General features: G+C 40.6%; 16 protein-coding genes. 8 read left to right on the plus strand and 8 right to left on the minus strand.

The genetic code is table 11. From position 1 onward, the window contains the following. Nucleotides 1–114 precede the first annotated feature (114 nt). The gene (locus VS868_RS11175; protein WP_266067794.1) at nt 115–2,601 is read right to left on the minus strand and encodes a glycoside hydrolase family 9 protein; all 2,487 of its coding nucleotides are present in this window, start codon (nt 2,599–2,601) and stop codon (nt 115–117) included. A gap of 140 nt (nt 2,602–2,741) precedes the next feature. Here VS868_RS11175 and VS868_RS11180 point away from each other — a divergent pair, with 140 nt between their 5' ends. Continuing rightward, nucleotides 2,742–3,467 (plus strand): AGE family epimerase/isomerase, encoded by a 726-nt coding sequence (locus tag VS868_RS11180; protein WP_345597508.1) that lies wholly within the window; start codon nt 2,742–2,744, stop codon nt 3,465–3,467. A 96-nt stretch (nt 3,468–3,563) separates the two neighbouring features. On the opposite strand, the gene VS868_RS11185 is transcribed toward VS868_RS11180, so the two are convergent. The 7 genes from VS868_RS11185 to VS868_RS11215 all read right to left on the minus strand — a co-directional run bounded on the left by VS868_RS11185 (nt 3,564) and on the right by VS868_RS11215 (nt 15,366). After that, nucleotides 3,564–4,769, minus strand: a complete 1,206-nt coding sequence (locus VS868_RS11185; RefSeq protein WP_345597510.1) for a glycoside hydrolase family 27 protein — start codon at nt 4,767–4,769, stop codon at nt 3,564–3,566. A 69-nt stretch (nt 4,770–4,838) separates the two neighbouring features. Then, on the minus strand, nt 4,839–7,322 hold the full coding sequence (locus tag VS868_RS11190) for a glycan-binding surface protein (protein WP_266067789.1): 2,484 nt from the start codon (nt 7,320–7,322) through the stop codon (nt 4,839–4,841). Nucleotides 7,323–7,429: 107 nt separating this feature from the next. Beyond that, nucleotides 7,430–8,500, minus strand: coding sequence for a hypothetical protein (locus VS868_RS11195; RefSeq protein WP_266067788.1), 1,071 nt, complete (start codon nt 8,498–8,500; stop codon nt 7,430–7,432). A gap of 23 nt (nt 8,501–8,523) precedes the next feature. Continuing rightward, nucleotides 8,524–10,065 carry a RagB/SusD family nutrient uptake outer membrane protein gene (locus tag VS868_RS11200; protein ID WP_345597514.1) on the minus strand — a complete coding sequence of 514 codons (1,542 nt, stop codon included), beginning with the start codon at nt 10,063–10,065 and terminating at the stop codon, nt 8,524–8,526. A gap of 7 nt (nt 10,066–10,072) precedes the next feature. Then, the gene (locus VS868_RS11205; protein WP_345597516.1) at nt 10,073–13,192 is read right to left on the minus strand and encodes a TonB-dependent receptor; all 3,120 of its coding nucleotides are present in this window, start codon (nt 13,190–13,192) and stop codon (nt 10,073–10,075) included. A 288-nt stretch (nt 13,193–13,480) separates the two neighbouring features. Further along, nucleotides 13,481–14,476 (minus strand): glycoside hydrolase family 5 protein, encoded by a 996-nt coding sequence (locus VS868_RS11210; protein WP_345597518.1) that lies wholly within the window; start codon nt 14,474–14,476, stop codon nt 13,481–13,483. 17 nt (nt 14,477–14,493) lie between these two features. Beyond that, the gene (locus tag VS868_RS11215; RefSeq protein WP_345597520.1) at nt 14,494–15,366 is read right to left on the minus strand and encodes an AraC family transcriptional regulator; all 873 of its coding nucleotides are present in this window, start codon (nt 15,364–15,366) and stop codon (nt 14,494–14,496) included. A 188-nt stretch (nt 15,367–15,554) separates the two neighbouring features. Here VS868_RS11215 and VS868_RS11220 point away from each other — a divergent pair, with 188 nt between their 5' ends. Genes VS868_RS11220 through VS868_RS11250 form a run of 7 tightly spaced genes read left to right on the plus strand, consistent with a single transcriptional unit; the run spans nt 15,555 to nt 24,952 of the window. Then, entirely contained in the window at nt 15,555–16,703 is a 1,149-nt protein-coding gene (locus tag VS868_RS11220; RefSeq protein WP_345597522.1) for a glycosyl hydrolase, read from the plus strand. A gap of 15 nt (nt 16,704–16,718) precedes the next feature. Further along, nucleotides 16,719–18,554 carry a sodium:solute symporter family protein gene (locus VS868_RS11225; RefSeq protein ID WP_345597524.1) on the plus strand — a complete coding sequence of 612 codons (1,836 nt, stop codon included), beginning with the start codon at nt 16,719–16,721 and terminating at the stop codon, nt 18,552–18,554. 38 nt (nt 18,555–18,592) lie between these two features. Further along, nucleotides 18,593–19,756, plus strand: a complete 1,164-nt coding sequence (locus VS868_RS11230; protein ID WP_345597526.1) for a glycosidase — start codon at nt 18,593–18,595, stop codon at nt 19,754–19,756. Further along, nucleotides 19,756–20,946: an AGE family epimerase/isomerase gene (locus tag VS868_RS11235; protein WP_345597529.1), complete on the plus strand. Its 1,191-nt coding sequence runs from the start codon at nt 19,756–19,758 to the stop codon at nt 20,944–20,946. Before VS868_RS11230 ends, VS868_RS11235 begins: the two co-directional genes overlap by 1 nt. A gap of 3 nt (nt 20,947–20,949) precedes the next feature. After that, nucleotides 20,950–22,194, plus strand: coding sequence for a glycosyl hydrolase (locus tag VS868_RS11240; RefSeq protein WP_345597531.1), 1,245 nt, complete (start codon nt 20,950–20,952; stop codon nt 22,192–22,194). A 16-nt stretch (nt 22,195–22,210) separates the two neighbouring features. Then, entirely contained in the window at nt 22,211–23,524 is a 1,314-nt protein-coding gene (locus VS868_RS11245; RefSeq protein WP_345597533.1) for a beta-mannanase, read from the plus strand. Nucleotides 23,525–23,545: 21 nt separating this feature from the next. After that, nucleotides 23,546–24,952 (plus strand): glycoside hydrolase family 140 protein, encoded by a 1,407-nt coding sequence (locus tag VS868_RS11250; protein ID WP_345597534.1) that lies wholly within the window; start codon nt 23,546–23,548, stop codon nt 24,950–24,952. Nucleotides 24,953–24,957 lie beyond the last annotated feature (5 nt).

The raw sequence follows: 24,957 nt of genomic DNA on the forward strand, positions 1-24,957 counted from the left end.
AGTAGCCTGTTCTTTTCTTTCTCATATTCTGAAGAAAAACCATATTAGGTTTTCTTCAGGTTTAATGGAATAATGCCTGAAGTGGGGTGTCAAAAATGCCATTTTTGACAGGTATTATTTTTCATTCAATAATTTATCTGCAGCGAGGATCAGGAAGAGATAATCTGTGGTTCCGCCTCCCAAAACGTATTCTGTTTGCTGCCATAGGAAAGGCCACTCGAGCAATTCAGGAAAATCGGGGCGAATTAAGGCTGTTCCCGAGCCAATTCCGCCGGGAATATGTGAAAAATCTCCTCTGTTTACGCCGTACGCCTGAGTTAATGATCTGGATCCCACGCCTGAGGCAAAGGAAGAAGTGTTCACGCCGGGATGGACCCCTAAAACAAAGTTCATGGCACTCAGCATGTACTTCGCAGGGAAAATATCAGGATAACTGGTGTGGAAAAAGTATTGTTTTACCCCAAAATCCTGAATTCCCCAACCTGCTCCCCAAATATCGGGTTCATAGGGCATTCCATAAGGCGTTTTCTTTTCCTGTTCCTGCACAGTTTGCAAATGACCTTTTACAGCGGCTCTTACTTTCTCTTTGAAATTTTTATTATTGATAAAAGGAAGAGCAGGCCCAACTACCCAACCGGTTTGTGAAATATTTTCAGCAATAAGATTTGTGTTTGTAACCAGAAAATCAGCATACTTTTTCTCTTTTGTAGTTATCAAAAGTTCTACTGCAAGCATCACTTTTTGAAGCTCATTATCAGGTTTTATAACATTCCAGATTTCTTCAGAAATTTTGAGGCTACGCTGTGCAAGATCGGGGTTATAATCTTTCATTACCCTCGCTGCAGCAGCAAGGCCTGCGGCAGCCTGCAGTTCCCTGCGGGGGTTATTTTCTGTAAATACCCAACGATCATCGGGGGCTCCTTCAAGTCCTATCGGAATATCTTTATCTTCAGGTTTATTGGAGAAGGGAACATTGTCACTGTGGGTTACTGGATCACCTAACAGGATATACTGCCGCTTGGTGGGCACAATAATTCCGCGGTAAAACCTGTCTAGCGACTCGTAGCCCTTGACAATGGAAAGCAGTCCGTGTTCTATTTGCTGAAGAATATCCGGTTTTCCATCGGGTTGCAGGATCTCAACGATCCGCGTCTCCTGGTCTATGCTGGTGTTATCGTAATCTACCTGGAATATTTCATAAATGTGAGATAAACCCTGAACAGTAGCTGCCTGAGATTCTACTCTAAGATCGTAATCTCCCGCGTCATGCCAGCCTCCCTGGTTTAAGCCAGGGACATGCTCTCCTGGTTCGTATGTGGTGAGCGTTTCGGTGCCCTGAATATAGCCATCAAAATGATTGTGGTCTACTGGCGCCATGCGGGCATCGTCCATGTGGCACAGCCCGTGCCAAACCTTGTACCGGTCGTTCACCCTCATGTGGCACATTTGAACTGGCAGGAAATATTCGAGAGTTGGCTGCCATACGTCCCTCTTGAAAATGTCCTTATTAATTTGGAAAGGTTCAGTGGTGTAATCTCCGTATTCCACCACATACATTCCGGGATCGGTCACACTGGTAAAATCCAGTTGATAATACCTGTATCTCATAAAGTCTCCCCATAATTGAGGTTTTTGGGAAATGACTTCAGTGAAACCTCCATCGGTTTTTACCTTCAGAAGTTTGATGTCTTTTATATTAGTGTCATTCTTATCGGTTTCCACAACCGCAATTTTTTCCTGGGCAGGATGATATCCTACCTGTGAAACCTGCACTACAGGGTCATAGGTAAATTTTTCAAGAACGTTCGGAGTTACCAGCCATTCGATTGCATTTTTGGTAGCGCCAGCAGGGACCAGGGAACGCACGATAAACCAGCCGTTGCTGTGTATGGCCCGGCCGTCCAGAAGTTCCAGGTCATTGTTTTTAAGATTACGAATGGTTAAAGTTTGTTTAGCGTCTTCGGGAGCTACTGTAAGTTCCTTTCCGGTGGCCATTGGTTTCAGGCGGTATTCACCCTCTTTAGTATAAAACCCGGGGCCGTTAGCCTGCCGGTTAAAGATCCCGAATTCATCTCCCATGTAGTAAGATTTTCCGAAGAGAATTCCGGGGAAAAGTTCAATATTCATCCCTACTTTTCCAATCCATTCTTCGGGCAGCGGCTCATCAAGATCAACTACTATTCTGAAAGATTTTCCTTCCGGAAGCACTTTTAGGGTGTAAGACATGTCAAGCTCCGGATATATAATAGGGTTAAAACCCACTCTGTCTTTCGACGGATCTGGGTAGCTCATGCGAACGCTAATTTCCCCTTTTTGACGGTCTACCTGTCTCTCGCCCACTTTTGGAACCGGTTGCCATTGCCCCGGTGCAGGCTCCAGTCGAAGATCTCCGTTGGTGGCCACCCGAATTCCGTTTTGGATAAGTCCGACACCTCCCTGGTGACTTTCAGGATAAAAATCATGAGCCAGCATGACATTTGCACCCCGCCTTTCAAGATATTCCTGATCATTTATTCGGAAAGTATTAGTTGTGTCCTGGCTTTGCTGGGCAAACGCACTAAAAAAGAACAGGAACGGGAGAAACTGTAGGTAGGTCTTCATAGGATGGAATTTGAACCTTAAAAATAGCCCTTTAATGAATTTTTGACTTAATACTTTTTTGTCGTTTTCAGATAGTATTCTTTCAGCAGGCGCAGGATTCAAGCTAATATTTTATCTTTAGGTTTCAAAATCGATCTTCCATGAGAGTCTTTGGTTATTCTCTTCTTTCCGCTTTAATTTTTACCGCCTGCGTTAGTACACAGGATCCTGAAGGTGCAGATGACGAGATATTGGTTGAGGATTTTGAAATTGCTGCAAAAGAGCAGCTTCTTAATAAATGGTACCCTCTGTCTTTAGATCATGATAATGGGGGATATTATAGCCAAATTACCCGGGACTTTAAGCTAGGGAAAAAGCAGGATAAGATGATCGTTACCCAGGCAAGGCACATCTGGACCAATGCAATAGCTGGAGATATCTATCCTGAAAAACAAATGTATCTAAACAATGCAGAACACGGGTTTCAATTTTTGCAGGATGAGATGTGGGACTATGTGCATGGTGGTTTTTATAATTTTGTAACCAAAGATGGCGAACCTGTTTTACAACCGGGACAGGAAAAAACAGCCTATGGAAATGCCTTTGCCATTTACGGTTTAGCAGAATATTATCGTGCTTCCGGAAATCAAATGGCTTTGGAACTTGCTATAAATACTTTTTATTGGTTAGAAGCGATGGCTTACGATCCTGTTCATAAAGGCTACTTCAATGTTCTGGGGACTGATGGGAAACCCATAGCAAGAACTCCGGAATGGCCGTCTACATCTGATGTAGGATACAAGGATCAAAATAGTTCTATCCATATTCCTGAAGCTTTCACTACCCTTTATGAGGTTTGGCCCGATGAGGTATTGAAAGAGGCATAGAGGAGATGTTAATCCTTGATTTGAATACGATCATTCTAGAAAAGGATATAAAAGGAGGTGTCAAAAATACCTTTTTTGACACCTCCTTTTGAAAGACTATTTTCTTAGTCGTACCATGAGAACATCATGGGAATCTATTGTAGCCTTTAAATATTTACTGGTATCACCAATATCTTTGTGGTTGTAAAGGTCGCGAATCTTATACTTGTTGTTTTTTATCTCCAGCTGCCTGTTATGTAAATCGTCACCTATTTGATGTTTATTCCAGTCGAAATCAATAGTTCTGGGTGCATCTGCCATATTTACAATCACCATAGCCCATTCATCGTCTGCAAGGGGTTTTACCCAAATTTCAAAGTCTCCTTCATTGGTGAAGCGTAAAGCTGGTATCCCCAATTTATCCTGATTTACTGCAATTACTTCTTTATTGGTAAGTGTCATCACAGTTTCTTTTGAAGCTGTTCTAAGATCGTTCCCCATCACTAAAGGAGAAGTGAGCATACTCCACATTGCAAAATGAGATCGGTTTTCGGCATCAGTAAATCCATTTCCTACTTCCATCATGTCATAGTCATTCCATTGACTGGGACCTGCTGCCTTCCGGATATTGCCGCGCATGTTAATGATGGGCCATATACCCCATGAAGACCAGGTGCCATGACCTACTTCACAATCCCAGCAGTTAATAATATCTCCTGTAACCCGCCAAAGGTGGCCAATATCCTGAGCCCATTTCCATGGCTCATTATCTCCCCATTCACAAATGCTAAGCACTACCGGCCTTCCTGCTTTATAAAGAGCATCACGCATGGTTGTGTAGGAAGCTTCAGCATTTTGCTTCCCGGTGCTGCACCAGTCATACTTTAAAAAGTCCACACCCCATTCAGCATATTTTTTGGCATCCTGAAACTCATATCCACGATTTCCAGGATATCCGGCACAGGTTTTAGTGCCGGCATCACCATACAAACCGAACTTAAGCCCTTTGGAGTGTACATAATCTGCCACGGCTTTCATACCATTTGGAAATTTTTCTGGGTCTGGAACGAGGTCTCCATTTTCATCCCTTTCCCTGGTCATCCAACCATCATCTAGAACGATGTATTCATAACCGGCATCCTTTAGACCCAACTCCACAAATTTATCGGCAATATCTTTTACAAGTTGTTCATTGATATCTGTGGCAAATGTGTTCCAGCTGTTCCAGCCCATAGGAGGCGTTTCTGCGAGCCCGTCAAATTTTTGTGCAAATGTATTCAGGCTAATCGTGAGAAATAGGAGTAATATGATGTTATTTTTCATGCTTTATAATTTAAAAATATTCCCTGCCGAAGATCGAACAGGGAATATTTTAAGGCTAATTCATTTTATTTATTTTTTTTCAAATCTTACATTATCAATGGCGAAATTGAGAAGGATATCGGCACCCTGGAAAGCCATTCCAAATTCGGCATCTACAAGACCAAAATCTGGTTGTCCTAACGCTGAAACAGGAATCGTTACCGTTACCCAGTTTCCTTGAGTATCAAAAGCTTCTCCTGTTTCTTCCCACGGCTGCCAGTTGTAAAATGCGTCTACTCCCGTAGAGGCATTAAACCTAATTTTGAACATACCGTCATTGATAGGTTCAAAGGTGGCTAGGTCGAATTTCAATACATAATCATCCACATTGGAACCAACCATATCTGCTCCGTAGAAAGTGTCATCGTTTCTCCAGAACAGCTCAAACCATGCGTCTGATCCTGTTTGCTGGTTGATTCTTCCGTACTTGCTTCCGTCTAAAGAAACAGCAGGATTATCTTCGGGCTCAACAGCTCCCCAGTATTTACCTTTATTATCCCAGTCAAAGAAAACAGCATCGGTATCTGCAACAGGGTCTGGTCCGCTTCCGCATCCTCCCGGAGTGTCAAAACGAACATTGTCTATGGCAAAGTTTAGCAGTACATCTGCACCTTCGAAAGCCATTCCGAATTCAGCATCTATGAGACTAAAATCTGGTACCCCCAGCACGGAAAGCGGAATCTCAATAGTCTCCCATCCATCTGTACTAAAAGGTTCACCTGTTTCTTCCCAGGGCTGCCAGTTATAGATGGCATCCACCCCGTCTGAATCCTTGAACCTGATTCTAAACATTCCGTCGTTGATAGGTTCAATAACATTAATTTCGAACTTTAGAGAGTAACCCTGAAGATCATCTCCAACAATAGCGCCTCCATTAAGGGTACCGCCATTTCTCCAGAAAAGATCCTGCCATCCTGTTCCGCCTGTCTGGAAATTAGCCCTGCCATAACTGCTGCCATCAAGGCTTATAGAAGCATCATTTTCGGCTGCTACGTTACCCCAGTAAATACCTTTGTCATCCCAGTCAAAGAATACCAGCTCAGGATCACCAACAGGACATACCCCGCCTTCATCTGAAGGGAAGCCAAGTGCCTTCACCAGTTCGTTTGGTACAAGTAACCTATTGATCTCATGAATAACTCCATTGGTAGCTCCAATATTAATCATCACTATGGTTGATGGAATAGCATCCTCATAGGTGGGTTGTAATCGTGGATTATCTCCTGAAAGATCTACGGTGAAATTATCTTTATGTAGAGTAGAAATACTCAGTCCGTCTTTAAGTTGACTGGACATGATAACACCGGAATGTAAATGATATTCTAAAAGACCTTTTAGAAGTGCTATTTCTTCCGGAGTGTCAAAATCTTCCAGGCTTTCAAAATTTTCAATGACAGCAAAAAGCGCAGTAAAAGCATCGTTGTTAGGTATAAATGCCGTTAGCTCATCTTCTGCCAGCATTGTGGATAATCCTGCTTTTTCTGCAGCAGCAAGGAAGGAAGAGTAACCTTTGTCTTCAGCCCGGGCTTTGATATCCAGGGTTGCACCCAAAATGCTTTGGAAAACATTTTCAGGTAACAAAACCTTATCGATTCCGTGCATTACTCCGTTTACGGCCTGTACATCTGTAAGGACAATATTCGCGGTATCATAACTGGCATCAGAAATTATTGAATTATCGTCTACAGCAAAGCTGTTTCCATCCATAGCGATAAATTCAGAACCCGGAACCAGTGCAGAAAGTGTATTGTCCCCTGGTACCACATGATACATCAGGATTTCCTGAAGCGTTTCAACCGGTACATCTTCTAAAGTGGCCCATCCAAAAGCTCCGTTGAGCCGGCTAATCAAGTTTTCAAAGGCTGCATTTGTGGGAGCGAAAAAGGTGATAGGATAGGATTCATTTTCGGTGTCTCTAATGGAGAGCGTTTCGGTTAATCCTGCTCTTTCTATGGCAGCTGCCAACATTGAAAAATTTGGATTTGCTTCTGCGTGATCGGCTACTGTAGGAGGAACTAAAACTCCATCAATTACATGCAGCACTCCGTTGGTAGCACCAACATCTGATGTGCCGGGCTGGACTGTAGCCATGCCATTGAGAGAAATTCCTCCTTCTGTGTTTATAAAGAGATCAAGAAATTCACCTTCGGGACCTGTAGCCATTGTGGGTGCATATCCTGTAGATAGGTTATGGCTAAAGTCAGCCGTTAGTGTGCTTATCATATGATTTAGCACGAGGTTTTGAGTAACTTCAGAGTCTACACTGGAGAAAGCGGCGTCTTGTGGAGCAAATACGGTATAAGTTGTAGTTTGTCTAAGAATAGAATCAATATTCGTTTCCACTTCCCCCATAGCTCCGTAGAAAGAAGATAGGTTAGGAGTGGAGGAAATAATTTCACTGAGGTTGCGAGGATCATCCCCCAACTGTGGATAGAGGTCATCTTCCTTCTCACAGGAAACGAAGCCCACTACTGCCAGTAAAATTAAAAGAGAGTTTATTTTTACTTTTTTCATCTGATTATGGTTTGATTAAATGGAACCGGAATTTTGGTTTTTGAAGATTGGAAAGTAGCTCGCTAAACCTCCTTCCGGTCCCATTGTCTATTCCTTTTTATTTAGGTTTACAGAAATCCAAAGTCATCTACATAAAAGATGTACTGTGGCAGGGCTGTGTTAGTTGCTTCCTGGAAATCAATTCTGGTAATAAGTGCAGGAGCACCACCTGTTGGATACCAGTCTCTAAGAGGAATAACATATTTAGTCCATTGTCCCTTGATCAATTTTACCTGCACAGAAGCTGCAAAATCATTTAGAGCGATATTCACCAGTTGGCCTTCTACTGTTCCATACAAAGAAACAGTGAGCGCCTGATAATCGGAGTAAGGGATGTTCGTTGTAGATAAAAAGGTTAAACCAGACCATCCTTCACGATAACTGGCAATAGAGTACTGCCCAAGTGCCGGATCGGTATTCTCTACATCAAAAGTTCCGCCCCATTGGCTCATTTCCCAATCGGGGTTAAGCGCATCAATGAAAATGGAGTAACTAAAGCCATAAGACTCTGATTGTGCTACTGCTCCTCTGGCAGTTTCCAGGTAAATGTATGCCTGTTCTATTCCGTCTGGTACTTTAACTGTTACCTGGGTTTCAGAAACAGAAAGGATTTCTGCTTCACTTTCTACAAGGTTTCCATCTTCGGCAGTACCCGAAACAAAAGTAACTTTACTGGTTTCAGAAAAATCACCTCCAATGAGTGTTACGGTTTTTATACCCTCAGTGGTGGTAGCTTCAGTAAAATCTTCAATAGTGAGAAGCGAGAAATCATAAGTGGTCTCCCCGTGAAGATTTACAAGTCTCAGGGTATTTTCCTGCCCTACATAAGGAGCATTTCTTGGTACAGAAGTGAATGTAAGATCATCCTGGGTTAGTGCAGGGTTAAAGCTGGCTCTTACGCCATTAAACCATATTTCGGTAAGGGAAGAAAAATTCTTACCTCTAATGATATAGGTGTTCTCAAGTACTCCCTGTGTAACAGGATTATCTTCTCTAGCTTCACTTACACTTGTGATCACCGGAGGTTCACTTCCACCCTTTATCTCCTCGACGTCAAAGTCGCTTTCACAGGAAGTAAAAGAGCATATTACCAGGAGAAGTAAAAGAAGGGGGAATTTTGTGTTACTACTAAATTTCATAGTTTTTGTTTTAAGCTTTAGAATTAGTTTTCATCACCAAAGTCAAAGGGTACCGGCGGTTCTAATAATGCCGGGTTGTTTTGAATTTCGTTACTGGGGTAAGGAAATAACAGGTCATCCATGGTTGGAGTGAACTTCTCTGAAAAAATAGTAGGAGGAGTAGTAGAATCATCAAAAGTCCCTTTTTCCTGTGCTGCAAGGAATGGAATTGAAAACTCTGGTCCTCTTCTAATTACGTCGTACCAAAATTCTCCCTCAAGAGCAAGCTCAATTCTTCTTTCCTGGAAAACATCTTCACGAGTGTAAGACTCAAGAGCTTCAAGTTCTGCTCTTTCCCGTACCTTATTAAGGGCTTTGAGACCTTCATCGACAGGACCTCCACCCATTATTGCTGCTTCAGCTTTAATTAGGAGTACCTCAGCATAACGAATGATATAAGTGTTGTTGGGATAACTCATCATTCCTCCACCAACTTTGCCCACCACATACTTTTTGATTCCTACATTAGTTCCCTGAAAGTCGATGTTGTCGGGAACTGTGTAACCGCCATTGATATTTGGATATACTGCACCGGGAGCCATGATAGTACCATAATAGCGCGCGTCATTATCTTCGTAGGCGTCTTGCAGGCTTATGGAAGGACCTAAAGCAGACCAGCCATCGGCAAATCCAGAGATGCCTGAAGAACCATAAAAAGACTGAAGGGAATTTCCTTCTGAATACACTCCAGAATCTGTCCATTGTAAAGCAAACACAGATTCTACATTATTATCATTCTGTACGAGGAATAGATCATTGTAATCTTCCATAAGGCTGAAGGCGCCCGAGTTGATCACTTCGTTTGCAAGTTGATAAGCCATAGACCAATTCTCCTGATAAAGATGAATTTTAGCTAACATAGCCTTGGCTGAGTTGCTGTCTACTCTCCCGGTTTGGTACTGTGAAGTCTGGGTTCTATCATGTAGATTTTCCACAGCAAATTCAAGGTCACGCTTTATAAATTCATAAATATCCTCTACACGATTTCTTGGAACTACGGGTTCAAGTACATATTTGGTGTTATCTTCAAGAATAGGCACTGTTCCAAAGATGCGAACGAGATAAAAATATGCTGTAGCACGAATCATTTTGGCTTCTGCAATAGAGTTATTGACAACATTTTCAGGAACCTCTGGGCTTACCTTTTCAGGAAGCGTATTGATCACCGAGTTAGATTGAGCAATAACTGCATAGAGACTTTCCCATGCCTGTGTCAATGTTCCATGTTCTCCGGTAATAGCGAAAGTTTGAAATTCTGAATTTCGGGCATCCCAGGTACGGGCGTTACCCGAGGCCAACTCTCCTATGCCCCATGAAACATTACTTATAAATGAAAACCAGGGTCGGGAATAGAGGTGATTGGCTGCAGCTTCTACTTCAGCTTCGGTTTGATAAAAGTCATCAACGTTATAGGCATCTTCTGGCGTCCTGTCTAGAAAATCGTCGGAACAGGAACTCAGAATAAGTGCTGTAGTGAGTCCTGCCAGCACGAGTACTTTTTTTGTTCTAAATAATTTTATCATCATATCAATATTATAATTCAACATTTAATCCAAGCGTAAATGTTCTTGGTGAAGGATAACGACCGTTATCAACTCCCATCAAGAGAGTATTTTGGTTATATGTACCAACTTCCGGATCATAGCCGTAGTAATTGTCAAAAGTGTAAAGGTTCTGGATACTTCCGTATATCTTCAGGTTGTCCATGCCAAACTTTTTAGCAGTCTCTCTTTCAAGGGTATAACCTAAAGTTACATTTTGAATTCTTATATAAGAACCATCTTCAATATACCTGTCAGACATGATGATATTTGGGTTTGATTCACTACCCCTTACAAGACGCGGTTGCTGCCCATCTGGGTTTGCTACTGACCAGTAATCAAGAACGATTGGATCCTGGTTAACATAGTAACTGCTTCCTGCTGTAAGAGTTCGTTTTACACCACTAAAGACGTCATTACCATAGGATCCCTGAAGGAAAACTCCTAATTCAAAATTCTTATAGCTAAAGTTGTTCTGGAAACCAAAAGTGAAATCGGGATGAGGGTTACCAATAACAGTTCGGTCTTCACTATTAATAACACCATCACCATTGATATCCTCATACTTGATATCTCCTAACCAGGTAGTGCCAAAGAGTTCGTCACTAACAGGTCTTCCAAATTGGATAGGTGCATTTTCAAGGTCTTCGAGAGTGCGGAACATTCCTGCTACTTTGTATCCGTAGAACATACCCACAGGCTCTCCAACCTGGGTAAGAGTGACGTTCATATTAGAGTCACTTATATAAAGCGCCTGGTTAATCTTTAAATCTCCCAGAAGCTCTGTAACTTCATTTTTATAATGAGAAAAGGTAAGTGTACCACCATAATTAAAGTCTGATTCTCCTAAAGTTTTATAGCTTATCGCCAAATCAATCCCTTTGTTCACCATTTCTCCAAGGTTGATCCATGGGGCGGCAATAGCACCGGGTGACTGGCCTCCGGTTACAAAGTCTGTTACAGCGTATTGGAATAAAAAGTCTTTAGAAGTTTTATGCCAAAGCTCCACGGTGGTGTTTAACCTTTGGTCAAGTGCAGAGAAGTCCAGACCAAAGTTGGCCATAACCGATGATTCCCAGGTTAGATCTTCATTCTTATAGTTAGCGTATTCAAAACCTGTGCCTAATCCCGTGTTCATCGGGTTTAGAACTACACCATAGGCAAAGTTGGGTATGTTTTGATTTCCTACCTCTCCATATCCTCCATAGATTTTAACATCTTCTAGAGTAGTGAAATCTTCCATAAATGCCTCCCTGGAAAGTATCCATGAAGCAGCTACTGAGGGAAAATAACCCCATTTATTACCCTCTGCAAACTTGGAAGAACCATCTGCTCTTAAAGAGAGGGTAAAGTTATATTTATCATCAAAGGTGTAAATCGCACGTCCAAAATAAGACTCTAAAGCAGAGCTACCTATGTATTGATCTACAAGGTCATCTGCATTTCCCTGGCCAAGTACCGGTAGCTTATTACTAACAAATTGCCCGTCTACTGCGGTGACGCCTTCCCAGCTGGATTCCTGTACTTCCTGCCCCACAAGAACAGTTACCGCATGCTTATCAGCAAAAGAGTTGTTATAAGTAAGCAGGTTTTTTAAGATCCAAAAGGTGCTGTTTTCCCGAACAGCCTGGAAACGGTTTTGTCCGCTTTCGATGTTTCCGTAAGAATACGTAGGTTGAAAATAATCTCTCAGGGTATTGCCAACATCGCCGCCTATTTCTGTTCTAAAGGTGAAATTGGCAGGCAAATCAAGTTCTACAAAAATATTACCTAATACCCTGTTTCTTTCTACATTGTTTTGAATGCTTAATGCTTCAGCAATTGGGTTACGGGTTCCGTAGGCAATTTCATCTGGAGTTACGGGTCCTGCGAAAGATCCGTCTGGATTGTAAACTGCTGTGGCGGGATTGTTGAGAAGCGAAAGCGAAATGATCCCATTACTTTCGTTGTTCAGTGTGATCTTATCATTTGTTCTACTGGCAGAAATATTTACCCCTGTAGATATCCAGTCTTTAATATCGGCATTAATATTTGCTCTTACCGTCATACGGTCAAATCCAGAACCAATAACAGTACCTTCCTGATCGGTATAGGAGGTGGAGAGGAAGTAATTGATTCCTTCTTTTGCTCCTGAAAATGCGAGCTGATGGTTTTGTAAAATTGCGTCATCAAAAACCTGTGCCTGCCAGTCAGTTCCATGGCCAAGAAGGTCTGGATTAAGGAACTCTATTTGTTGATTTAGGTTGTAAATCTCTCCAATGTTGTTTTGGTGGATAGCATATTCCTGTAGATTCATAACGTCCATCTTATTAGTTGGACGTTGTAATGCAACATAAGTATTGTAGCTTAATTTGCTCTTGCCTAATTTCCCTTTCTTAGTGGTGATCAACACTACACCGTTTGATCCTCTTGAACCATAAATAGCGGTAGCTGAAGCATCTTTAAGAATGTTGATAGATTCGATGTCATTCGGGTTTAAAGCAGCCAAGGGACTTAGCCCTTCGGCACCTGCTTCTCCCGAAGTGGGTACTCCATCAATGATGTATAGTGGTTCACTAGAACCTGTAATAGAGTTTACCCCGCGTATTCTTACCGATACAGCGGCACCGGGCTGTCCCGAGTTCTTTGAAATAGCTACCCCGGCGGCCCGACCTTGCATAAGTTGGTCTACGCTTACCTGTGGTACGTTCTCCAGTTCTTCTGAACTAATTCTTGCTACAGAGCCCGTAATGTTTTCTTTTAATTGAGCCCCATATCCAATGACTACTACTTCTTCAAGTGCCTGGGCATCATCATTTAATGAGATATTGAGATTTTGTCCTGGAGTTACTTTTACCTCCTGGGTTACAAAACCTACATAGCTAAAAACGAGATCTGTTGGTCCCTCTACAGTAATTTGAAAATTTCCGTCAAAATCTGTTGTGGTACCATTTGTCGTTCCCTTTTCGATTACGTTTACACCCAAAAGGGGTATTCCATTACTGTCGGTCACAGTACCATGCACCTTCTCTTGTGTCTGTGCTATAGTCGCGGTCGAACAAAAGATCAGCATGAGTAAAATCTTGCCATAGCGATAGAAAACGTTTTCGCTCTTGTTTGGATTTTTGTACATAAGAATTTGTGTTGTTAATATTTGTGGTTAACTCGCTAAAGATTTCGGAAGCTTTCCAACCGAAGATTTGTTATATCTTCAGAACTGGAAAAATTTCCTTAGTCAAATTTAAAGCACATGTTAAGCTGTTGTTAATATTATTTTATCATTTAATGATGATATTTTTTCCCTATTTCGAAAAAGATTCTCCTTATTATAAGAATATATTACAGAGGCAGAGTCTGTATAATAGAGCACCTTAGTAGTGGAGAGAAAAATAGGGTGTGGAAAAGACTTTTTTAAGAGGGATTAATTCCGGGAGGTTAGATGTGATCTCACCAGTTTTCCTGAAGCTGAAATATTCTTTTCCTGGTTTATTTCTGAAGGTTTGATCCCGGGTAGAAGCGCCGCAGAAGACTCATCCTTGTCGGCTATAGACCAGTTAGCCCATGATAGATTGTGTTGCTCCATAAAATCTATCCATTCCCCCGTTTCCTGTTTGTAAACGGGCCCATCTCCGTTGGCATTTGTAGTTCCAAATTCAGTAACAAAAATGGCTAAGCCTTTGTTTATTGCTGTTAAGGCTGTATTTCTAAGTTCCTGTCGATGGGTCCCGGCATAAAAATGAAGTGTATAGGCTAAATTCTCTCCTTCTACCGGGTCTTCTGCAGCAAGATCTACCCGTTGAGACCAGTTAGGAGTACCAAGGACAATAATGTTGTCTGGGTCGTGTTGGCGAATAGAAGCTACAACCTCTTCATGATATGGTTTCAATACTTGTGGCCAGGAGATGTCAAGAGGTTCATTGTAAATCTCATAAATGAGATTTGGGTAATTTCCAAATTCTTTCGCTATCTCAGAAAAAAACTGTTGGGCTTCTATCAAATGATCTTCAGCATGATGATCATGCCAGTCAACAATTACATAAATACCCAGGTCTATTGCTGCTTCTATTATTTTTTTAACTTTTTCCTTTTCCCTCTCCGGGTGGTCAAGGTATCCTTCATGTTCTATCGCCATGGCTGCCCTTATGAGTTGAATATCCCATCCTGCTACGAGATTCTCTACAGTTTCGCGATTATAATATTGTGATTGCCACTGGCTCCAAAACAAGGACATCCCTTTTAATTGTACAGGTTGGCCTGAAGCGTCAACAATTTGTCCATTTTTTACTTTTAATTGCGCATGGGTGGCTACGGGAGTAACATTTTCTTCAGGTGAATTCTGAATTTCTTTTTTTGAGGAACAGTTGGTGTTTAAAGAGAATAGGATCAGGAGAAAAGAAAGTAGTTTTAAGTTTTTCATAATAGAAATAAATTGGCTTAGAGTACTCTTTTTATTCCGCTAAATTCCTCTCGATATTGGGAAGGAGTGCAATTTTTGCTCTTTTTGAATACTCTGTTGAAGTTGGCTATATTATTGAAGCCGCATTTAAATGCTATCTCTGCAATACTTAGATCTTTTTCTATTAACCATCTGGAAGCAAAACCTATACGAGTGTCATTCACATATTCTATTAATGTCTTACCTGTCCTTTTCTTAATGAAGCGGTTGAATGAAACAGGACTCATGTTAACTAGTTCAGAGATCTTGTTTAGTGAAATTTTATTTTGATAATTTTCCTGAACATATTCATAAATAATCTTGATTTTATCGCTGTTCTCAAAATTTTTATTATCTGAAGTGTAGGAAGAAAGCAAACGTTGATTTCTGGAGATCGCCAGATCCTGAAGAATGGAAATTAACTCTAGAAAATAATCAATACTGTCAATTTTAGAGAGGCGTAAAATTTTTGGGGTTACCTCTTGTGATATTTTTTCAGAAAAAAGTATTCCATGAGCAGAACGATCAAACATATCTTTAATAGGCTTCATTATTCTTCGGCTCAAGAGTCTCTCGTCAAAAAGGTCATTGTGAAATTGTATGGTTATCTCATGAATGTTCTTATTGCTGCAATTGTGAAGTTCCCAGCCATGCTGCAAGTTAGGTCCTACCAAAACCAGTTCAATGTTTTCTATATCTTCCATGCTGTCACCAATAATTCTTCTCACTCCTTTCCCGTTCAGAATAAAATTCAGTTCATATTCTGGATGAAAATGGATTGGAAAGTCGAAATCATCCTTAATTCTATCAAAAACAAGAAAACTATCTTCAGGGGATAAGGGGGTGATTTCCCTATGAGCTTGTGCAGTCATTTATTCTAAATTTTGTGTTCTGGAAAAAATTTCATTATTAAATGACAAAATCATATTAACCAATATCCTTTTGCTGGAGTAAATTTGAACATCATAATTTTTTGTGCTTATAATTGGAATTATCAAATTCTGGTAGTTAAAGATAAGCCAAGATTTATTAATAGAAAATATTTTGTCAAAACAGAAGTATGAAATCTACACTAAGCATAAAGGATTTTATCAAATACCTTATAGTTTTATCTCTTTTAGTTCTGAATGTTGGTTGTAAATCTATATCGGGTATAGATTATAACGCAATTAAAGTTTCAGATATCCAAGCAACAAATTCTACTAAATTGCTTTACCATAACATCCAAAGTATTTCCAGGAAAGGAATTGCATTTGGTCATCAGGACGCAACGGCCTATGGGATTGGCTGGAAGCACGATGAAAACTATGAAGTCTTAAAAAGTGATATTCAGAAAGTAGTAGGGGCCTTACCTGTAGTTCATGGTTATGATATTGGGCATATAGAACTTGGAAGAAATCATAACCTTGATACAGTTTCATTTGATCTCATGCGAAATCACATTCAGAAGCTATACGACAAGGGTGCTATAATAACAATGAGCTGGCATCTGGATAACCCTGTGACGGGTGGAAGTTCCTGGGATAAAACCCCGGCAGTTCCTGCAGTTTTAGAAGGAGGGGGGCAAAGAGACAAGTATGTTCTTTGGATAAAACGACTGGCAGAATTTTTTAATTCTCTGAAAGATAAACAAGGTAATGTTATACCCATAGTATTTAGGCCTTTTCATGAAATGAATGGTTCCTGGTTCTGGTGGGGCGGAGACAATGTTTCTCCAGAAGATTATAAGCAGCTATGGAAGGAGACTAAACAATTATTAGAGGAAAACAACGTACATAGCTTATTATATGCCTATTCTCCTAACACTGTTAGTAGTGAGGAAGAGTTTGAGAAGTATTATCCCGGAGATGAGTTTGTGGATATTCTTGGAGTTGACATCTATAACCACAGCGGTAATGAAGCTTTTACCAAAGATGTGAAGTGGAATTTAGAAATTGTAAAACAAAAAGCATTATTAGCCAATAAACCTTTTGCGCTCACCGAAACCGGTAATAATAATTTTGGAGAAGATCCTCTTTGGTGGACTCAGACATTGTATCCCGGGATTAAAGATTCGGGCGCCGCATGGATGTTGCTTTGGAGAAATGCACGGCCATCCCACTATTTTGCTACCTATCCCGGTGAAATTTCAGAAGAGAATTTTAAGGAATTTGCTGAACTCGAAGAGATCATTTTTCTGGATGAGGTGAAGGAATTAACTACTAATTAATTGAAGAGCCCCCCTATGTTACAAGGTTTAGATATTGCGATAATTTTAGCTTACCTGGTTGGTACCATTTTAATTGGTCTGGCATTGAGGAAAAAAGCTCAAAAGAGTAAAGATGACTATTTATTAGGAGGAAAAGATCTGCCCTGGTACATGCTGGGCCTCTCCAATGCCTCGGGGATGTTCGATATCTCTGGAACAATGTGGCTGGTAACACTCACCTTTGTTTATGGGTTAAAAAGTATTTGGATACCCTGGCTGTGGCCTGTCTTTAATCAGGTGTTTTTAATGGTATTTCTGGCCACCTGGCTTCGTAGGTCACAGGTAACTACAGGTGCAGAGTGGATACACTTTCGCTTTGGTAAAGGCCAGGGTGGAAATAGATCTCACACCATAATTGTCATTTTTGCCATCTTAAGCTGCCTTGGATTCTTAGCTTACGGGTTTATAGGATTGGGGAAATTTGTAGAAATATTTATTCCCTGGGAAATGGTTTCGGCCTACGTTCCCTTTAATGTTCCTGCTGAATATATTCCGCACTTCTACGGTGTGATCTTTACAATGTTCGCTGTTTTCTATTCAGTTTTAGGAGGGATGTCGGGAATAGTCTGGACCGATCTTCTGCAGTATTCAATTATGACAGTCTCCTCAATTGCTATTGCAGTAATTGCATGGCAGGCGATGGGAGAGGGAAGTATGAATGTCCCCGAGGGATGGATGAACCCCTTATTTGGATGGGAACTTGATATTGACTGGACCGGAATTATTGATGAAGTCAATGAGAAAATTGCGTCAGACCAATATTCCCTTTTTGGACTGTTTTTTATGTTAATGGTCTTTAAAGGAATTCTTTCCAGCATAGCAGGGCCTGCACCCAATTACGATATGCAGAAAATTCTTTCCACTAAGAGCCCTCTTGAAGCAGCCAAAATGAGTGCGTTCTCCATTGCAGCTTTAATTCCTACAAGGTATTTAATGGTGGGGGGCTTTTCGGTACTCGCCATTCTTTTTTATGATGACCTAAGACTTGAAACTGCGGGTATTCTCGACTTTGAGAAGATCTTGCCTGCAGCAATTGGTCAATTCGTGCCGGTAGGGCTGCTTGGTTTGCTCCTGGCCGGACTTTTAGCTGCTTTCATGTCTACTTTTGCCGGTACTCTCAATGCAGCTCAGGCATACCTCGTTAATGATATCTACTTGAGACATAAACCTCATGCTTCACAAAAGGAAGTGAAGAAAATGAACTATGGTAGTGGAATGGTGGTTGTTCTTATAAGCATCATCCTGGGCTTCTTTGTGCTTGATGTTAATTCTATATTACAATGGATTGTTTCAGCACTTTATGGTAGCTATGTTATTTCGAATACCCTTAAATGGTACTGGTGGCGTTTTAATGGTGAAGGCTATTTCTGGGGAATGGTTTCCGGTATTGTTCCAGCCATGATCTTCCCGCTCATCACCGATACTCTCGATCTCTATTATTTTCCTGTCATTTTGCTAATCTCCATTATAGGAAGCATCATTGGAACTTTCACCGCTCCTCCAACCGATGAGCGTATTCTTAAAGATTTCTACGTGAAGACAAGACCATGGGGATTTTGGAAGCCTATTCTGGAAAAAGTAAAACAGGAGAATCCTGAAGTAACCCGAAACCAGAATTTCTCAAGAGACATGTTTAATGTTTTAATAGGGGTAATTGCACAAACAGTTCTGGTACTCATTCCACTTTACCTCATTTTACATGAAAATATTTCAATGATAATTTCAATTGCAGTACTCGTGATCTGTGTTTTCATCTTGAGGAAAAACTGGTGGGACCATATCAAAAAAGAAGCTGGAGTAAATATTAAATAACCCTACAAAAAATGTCTTCAAATAAACAAAAAGAATTAATGAGTAAAATACCTCAATACGAGCAACTCATAAGAGAACATAAAGAGTTTATTCAAATTCCTAATATACCTTCTCAACAATCTAATGGAATTGTACAGCGCTATAAAAATCCCGTTGTTACAGCAGCTCACGCACCACTTCACTGGAGGTATGATTTTAATTCTGAAACCAATCCTTTTGGTCTGGAAAGGATTGGGGTAAATGCCACTTTTAACCCGGGCGCTATAAAGTGGAACGGGAAATATGTCTTGGCAGTAAGAGTGGAAGGTAACGATCGCAAATCTTATTTTGCAATGACCGAAAGTCCTAATGGCGTTGATAATTTCCAGTTCTGGGACAAACCTGTGGAACTGCCACAAACAGAAGAGCCCGACACCAATGTTTACGACATGAGGCTTACGCAGCATGAAGATGGATGGATCTACGGTATATTCTGTACAGAAAGAAAAGATAAATCCAATCCCGATACGAGCGCAGCAGTTGCGAATGCGGGAATTGTTAGAACCAAAGATCTTCTAAACTGGGAAAGATTGCCCGATCTTATTTCCAATTCCGGTCAACAACGAAATGTAGTCATGCATCCCGAATTTGTGAATGGTAAATATGCACTTTACACCCGACCACAGGATGGTTTTATTGAAGTTGGAAAAGGTGGTGGTATAGGTTTGGGGTATATTTTAGATATGACAAATCCTGTTTTAGAAGATGAAAAGATCATCAACCATAAAATCTACCATACCGTGTACGAGCTAAAAAACGGTCTGGGACCGGCACCTATTAAGACCGAAAAAGGCTGGCTACATCTGGCTCACGGTGTAAGAAACACAGCTGGAGGTTTAAGGTATACGCTTTACTTGTTCATGACCGATCTTCAGGATATTTCTAAAGTAATACATCAACCTGCCGGTTATTTTATGGCACCAAATTATGAAGAGACTGTTGGTGATGTCCCTAATGTGTTATTTGGAAACGGCTGGATCAAAGATGAAGATGGTAAAGTTTTCATTTACTATGCTTCTTCCGATACCCGAAGCCATGTGGCAGTTTCTTCAGTCGATAAGTTGCTGGACTATGTAATGAATACTCCGCAGGACGGTTTAACTTCAAAAGCATCGGTAGATACTATAATAGAATTAATAAATAGGAATAAAGAATTGGAGTAATGACAAATTCCACATCACAACTCAAGGCTGAACTTTCTGCAGAACTGGAAAATATTCTGATGTACTGGAAGGAGTTCAGCATTGATGAAAAGAATGGAGGATTTGTAGGTCAGCGAGATCATTGGAATAAAGAAGTTGTTGGAGCTTCCAAAGGAGTAATTCTTAACACCCGTATACTCTGGACTTTTTCGGCCGTTGCTAATCAGAAAGGAGAAAAATTTGGAGACTTGAGGTCATTGGCCGATCGGGCTTACGGGTATCTAAAAAAGGCATTTCGAGATGACATTTTTGAAGGGGTATACTGGGAGTTGGATGCCCTGGGTAAACCTCTTAATAAAAGAAAGCAGATCTACGCACAGGCCTTTGCTATTTATGCGCTTTCTGAATATTACATTCTTTCAGGAGCTGAAGATGCCAAAAATTGGGCAGTTGAACTATTTGAACTGGTAGAGCAACATGCTAGAAAGAAGGAATTTAATGGCTATTTAGAAGCTTTTCAGGAGAATTGGTCTCCCATAGAAGACATGAGGCTCAGTGAGAAGGATAAGAACTCAGCCAAAACAATGAATACGCATCTACATGTGCTGGAGGCTTATTCGACGCTTTATAAGATCACAAAATCTGAAGCCGTCAAAGAAGCTCTTGACAATCTGATCGAACTTTTTCTTCAGAAATTCTATGATCCCAAAAATCAGCATTTTCAGCTCTTTTTTGATAATCAGTGGAACCGGGAAGGAAATGTGATTTCCTACGGTCACGATATTGAAGCAATCTGGCTAATGATCGAAGCTGCAAAAGCTTCAGGAAATGAAGATTTGATCAACAGGACTCAGGATATTGCTGTACCTGTGGCAGAAACTTTTTTAAAAGAAGCCCATGTTCAAAAACAGGGAGTAATCAATGAGAAGGATTTGGATTCAGGGGAAACCGATTTAGACCGGCATTGGTGGCCTCATGCCGAAGCTATGGTAGGTCTTCAATATGCTTACCAGATTTCGGGAGAGGAAAAATTCAGGGATGCGATTTTTGATATTTGGACCTTTACAAAGAAGCACATTTTAGACCATCAAAACGGAGAATGGTTCTTTAGAATCGATAAAAACTTTCAACCTTATACGCAGGAAGATAAAATGGGCATGTGGAAATGTCCTTACCACAATTCACGTGCGTGTCTCATTTTAACAAAATAAACTATGAAGAGAGTTCTTTTGTACATGTTCATGTCTTTGATTTTCGCGAGTTGCAGCAAAGATGAAGATCCAATTCAAAATCCTGACCCCATCCCGGTAGATCCTGTAGACCCCGTTGATCCACCTGAAGAGAAGGATTTTGTTCTGCAGCCTGAAGATACAAAAACCTATATGGTTGATGCCTCGGCTACTGAAGAGACTGTCGCCCTCTTTTACCGTTTAAAAAATCTTTCACGGTCTAATTTTATAGTAGGACAACAGGATGCGTTTAATGCCTTCTACGGGAATAATGCAGGAGATTCTGATATCAAAAAACTCACAGGCAGTGATCCTGGTTTATTGGGGTCAGATTTTATGTTTATAACAGATAAAAATAATAATGGGGAACCAGATAACTGGTTCTATCAACAAGAGCAACAAATTATAGCAGATGCTGTAGATGCTTACAACAAAGGAATGGTCAACCATTTTACCTGGCATTTACGTGAGCCTTATGAAGGAGACCATTTTTATACCGATGAAATGACCGACTTTCAAAAGGCTAATGCTTTTAAGAGCATACTGCCTGGTGGAGCTAATCATGAACCCTACAAAGAAAAACTTCAGAAGATTGCTGAAGTAGTTAAAAATCTTAAGGGGAGTGACGGGAAACTAATACCTATAATTTTTAGGCCTTTCCACGAATTTGACGGAGGATGGTTTTGGTGGGGAGCTCCTTATTCTACCGCTCAGGAGTTTAAAACCCTTTGGCAGTTCACCGTAGATTACTTGAAAGATGAACTTAATGTACACAACATTCTGTACGCCTATGCACCCGATAATTCTTACTCAACAGCCACTACTTACTTGCAAAGATATCCGGGAGATGAATACGTGGATATACTGGGAATGGATAATTACGGCGATTTTGTTCCCGGGGATGCATCAAAACTTTCAGCTGCAAATGCAAAACTGAAAATGATTTCAGAGCTTGCAAAAGATAAAGTCAAAATTGCAGCCATGACTGAAACCGGACTATTCATTCCGAATAACACCTTACCTGCAAATTTTTATTCTGAAAATTTATATGAAGTACTCACAAATAATGATATTCAGATAGGCTTCATGATGTTCTGGCAGAATTCTGAAAATCTTTATACTGTACCGGTTCCGGGACTTGAAGGTGAAGAAGACTTTCTCGAATTCGTTCAAAAAGAGGAACCTCTCTTACTTCATGAGATGCCAGATATGTATAAACTACCCAATTAAACTCTAATAGATTAAGATGAAAAAAATATTTTTGTTAGCACTGGCTTCAGTTATTCTCATATCCTGCAGCAGTGTGAAAAATGTAGAAAAAAGACCTGCTCCAATTAGTGTTAAAGATGGGATCTTTTACAAAGGCAGTGAACCTTACTATTTTATAGGTGCCAATTACTGGTATGGACCATTAATAGGAGCCCGAAATATTGGAGATAGAGAAAGGCTCATCAAAGAGCTTGATCTTATGAAAAGCCAGGGTATTGATAACTTGAGGATTCTTGTAGGGGCAGAAGGTGGTACTCAGGATTTTCAAGTTAAGCCTGCATTGCAGCCCCAGCAGGGGGAGTATAATCAGGATCTGCTCGATGGTCTTGACTTCCTTTTAGCCGAAATGGCAAAGAGAGAAATGTATGCTGTACTTTATTTAAACAATAACTGGATATGGTCAGGCGGAATGTCAGCCTATCTTGAATGGAATGGATATGGAGAAGTTGCCAACCCATTCCTTGATAAATATTCCTGGGAAGATTATTTTCAGTACACCCAACAATTTCACACCTGTACCCCTTGTAGGGAAGCTTTTATAGATCACGTGAAATTTATTGTGGGTAGAACAAATCAGTACACCGGCTTAAAATATACAGATGATACTACCATTATGTCATGGCAGGTAGCTAATGAGCCTCGAATTTTTACTGAAGAGGACAGGCAGCCATTTAGAATCTGGTTAAAGGAAGTGGTTGACCTTCTGGATAATCTGGATCCAAATACTCTTATCTCTACAGGAGCCGAGGGGAAAGCCAGTTATCTTCAGGACCTCAATGAGTATGAATCTTTGCATTCCAACCCAAAGATAGATTATTTAACTGCTCATATGTGGCCAAAGAATTGGGGCTGGTATGATATTGAAAATGAAAAAGGAAGTTTAAAAGTTTCTATTGATAATGCTTACAATTATATTAGTGAGCATGTAGAAGTAGCTCAAATGTTGAATAAGCCTATTGTTCTTTCAGAATTTGGCTTTCCTAGAGAAAAAGAAAGTTTGGCTTTAACTGCCTCTGTAGAGAATAGGAATGAATTTTATGAAGCCTTATTTTTAAAGCTGAAGGAAAGCCATAATGAGAAGGGGCAATTTGCAGGAGCAAATTTCTGGGGCTTTGGGGGATTTGCCAAAACTGACCAGAAACGTGGAAAATGGGAAGTGGGAGACGATTTCAGTGGAGATCCGCCACAAGAACCACAAGGATTAAATACGGTTTTTGCACAGGATGAATCTACTCTCAAATTGATCAGAGATTACAATAAAATGATTAATCCAGAAGCTGTTCAAGATTAGACGCTCTAAATAGAGTAAAAGATGATAACCTGCAGTGTCATTTCAATACCTTTTAAATACAGTAAAAGTAGCTTACTGTCACTTTTACCTGTTTTGTTTTTAGGTTTGCAATTAACTGCACAACAGCTGCCTTTCCTGAAGCTAAGTGAAGACAGGTCTTATATTGAGACTGCAGGAGGAGATCCTTTTTTATGGCTGGGAGATACTGCCTGGGAGCTGGTTCATCGTCTCGATCGTGAGGAGGTGAAAAAATATTTAGAAAACCGGGAGGTAAAAGGGTTCACTGTCATACAATCGGTGATCTTAGCAGAAATGGACGGACTTAATACTCCCAATGCCAATGGCGATAAACCCTTAATAGATAAGGATCCTACCCGGCTAAATGAAGCATATTTTAAATATCTGGATTTTGTAATATCAGAGGCAGAAAAACATGGTCTTTACGTGGGGCTTTTACCTGCCTGGGGAGACAAGTTCAATAAAAGATGGGGTGTGGGTCCGGAAATTTTCACACCTCAAAATGCCAGGGAATATGGTAGATTGTTGGGTAAGAGATATAAAGACTATCCAAACATTATATGGATCCTGGGAGGAGACAGGATCCCTGAAAAGAATGTACACTTTGAGATCATCCGGGCACTTGCCCAGGGCATTTCAGAAGAGGATAAGAATCACCTGATAAGCTATCATCCTTCGGGAGCAAAACTGGCTTCAGACTTTGTAGATGAGAGTTGGCTGAATATAGATATGTATCAAAGTGGGCATTCCAGCACTGCTAAAGAATATCAATATTCTGAAAGAAGCAGGAACAAAAATATCAAGAGACCTGTTATCAATGGAGAAGCCAGATATGAGGATATCCCGGACCGGTTTTGGGAAAACAAAGATTTCGGCCGGCTGGATGAGACAGATGTGAGGGTCTCTGCATATTGGAGCCTTTTAGGAGGTGCGGCAGGTTATACTTATGGTAGTATCGATATCTGGCAAATGTACGATCAGGGCAAAATACCATCTTTAGAGGCCAGGCTTGGCTGGAAAACAGCCCTGAATCTTCCGGGTGCACAACAAATGAAATATCTGCGGGAACTATTTTCCTCTTTGGAATGGCAGAATATGGTTCCGGCACCCGAACTTATTTCAGGTTCCAATCCTCAAGATGAAGGTTACATCCTGGCCTCACAGGCACCAGACTTTGCGTTGTTCTATTCGCCGGAAGGTCGGTCTATAGAGGTAGATCTTCAGGAATTAAATTTTCTGGGATCAAATGCATATTGGTTTAATCCGCGCCAGGGGATAACTGAAGAAATTTTAGCCGGGAAGAGTTTTAAAAATGGTATTTTTAAACCACCAACTTCTGGTAGAGGTAATGATTGGTTACTTGTACTTCTTCCTGATTCTCAAAAATTTAAACTAAAAAAACTTTTTTAACATGA

The sequence above is a fragment of the Salinimicrobium sp. 3283s genome, from assembly GCF_039602225.1.
In the GTDB taxonomy this organism is placed as follows: domain Bacteria; phylum Bacteroidota; class Bacteroidia; order Flavobacteriales; family Flavobacteriaceae; genus Salinimicrobium; species Salinimicrobium profundisediminis.

What these genes read in the sequence shown, in the direction of transcription:
- VS868_RS11185 (WP_345597510.1), bottom strand. Translation starts at nt 4,769, where the DNA reads ATGAAAAATAACATCATATTACTCCTATTTCTCACGATTAGCCTGAAT.
- VS868_RS11210 (WP_345597518.1), bottom strand. Translation starts at nt 14,476, where the DNA reads ATGAAAAACTTAAAACTACTTTCTTTTCTCCTGATCCTATTCTCTTTA.
- VS868_RS11220 (WP_345597522.1), top strand. Translation starts at nt 15,555, where the DNA reads ATGAAATCTACACTAAGCATAAAGGATTTTATCAAATACCTTATAGTT.
- VS868_RS11195 (WP_266067788.1), bottom strand. Translation starts at nt 8,500, where the DNA reads ATGAAATTTAGTAGTAACACAAAATTCCCCCTTCTTTTACTTCTCCTG.
- VS868_RS11190 (WP_266067789.1), bottom strand. Translation starts at nt 7,322, where the DNA reads ATGAAAAAAGTAAAAATAAACTCTCTTTTAATTTTACTGGCAGTAGTG.
- VS868_RS11245 (WP_345597533.1), top strand. Translation starts at nt 22,211, where the DNA reads ATGAAAAAAATATTTTTGTTAGCACTGGCTTCAGTTATTCTCATATCC.
- VS868_RS11230 (WP_345597526.1), top strand. Translation starts at nt 18,593, where the DNA reads ATGAGTAAAATACCTCAATACGAGCAACTCATAAGAGAACATAAAGAG.
- VS868_RS11175 (WP_266067794.1), bottom strand. Translation starts at nt 2,601, where the DNA reads ATGAAGACCTACCTACAGTTTCTCCCGTTCCTGTTCTTTTTTAGTGCG.
- VS868_RS11235 (WP_345597529.1), top strand. Translation starts at nt 19,756, where the DNA reads ATGACAAATTCCACATCACAACTCAAGGCTGAACTTTCTGCAGAACTG.
- VS868_RS11205 (WP_345597516.1), bottom strand. Translation starts at nt 13,192, where the DNA reads ATGTACAAAAATCCAAACAAGAGCGAAAACGTTTTCTATCGCTATGGC.
- VS868_RS11240 (WP_345597531.1), top strand. Translation starts at nt 20,950, where the DNA reads ATGAAGAGAGTTCTTTTGTACATGTTCATGTCTTTGATTTTCGCGAGT.
- VS868_RS11215 (WP_345597520.1), bottom strand. Translation starts at nt 15,366, where the DNA reads ATGACTGCACAAGCTCATAGGGAAATCACCCCCTTATCCCCTGAAGAT.
- VS868_RS11180 (WP_345597508.1), top strand. Translation starts at nt 2,742, where the DNA reads ATGAGAGTCTTTGGTTATTCTCTTCTTTCCGCTTTAATTTTTACCGCC.
- VS868_RS11225 (WP_345597524.1), top strand. Translation starts at nt 16,719, where the DNA reads ATGTTACAAGGTTTAGATATTGCGATAATTTTAGCTTACCTGGTTGGT.
- VS868_RS11200 (WP_345597514.1), bottom strand. Translation starts at nt 10,065, where the DNA reads ATGATGATAAAATTATTTAGAACAAAAAAAGTACTCGTGCTGGCAGGA.
- VS868_RS11250 (WP_345597534.1), top strand. Translation starts at nt 23,546, where the DNA reads ATGATAACCTGCAGTGTCATTTCAATACCTTTTAAATACAGTAAAAGT.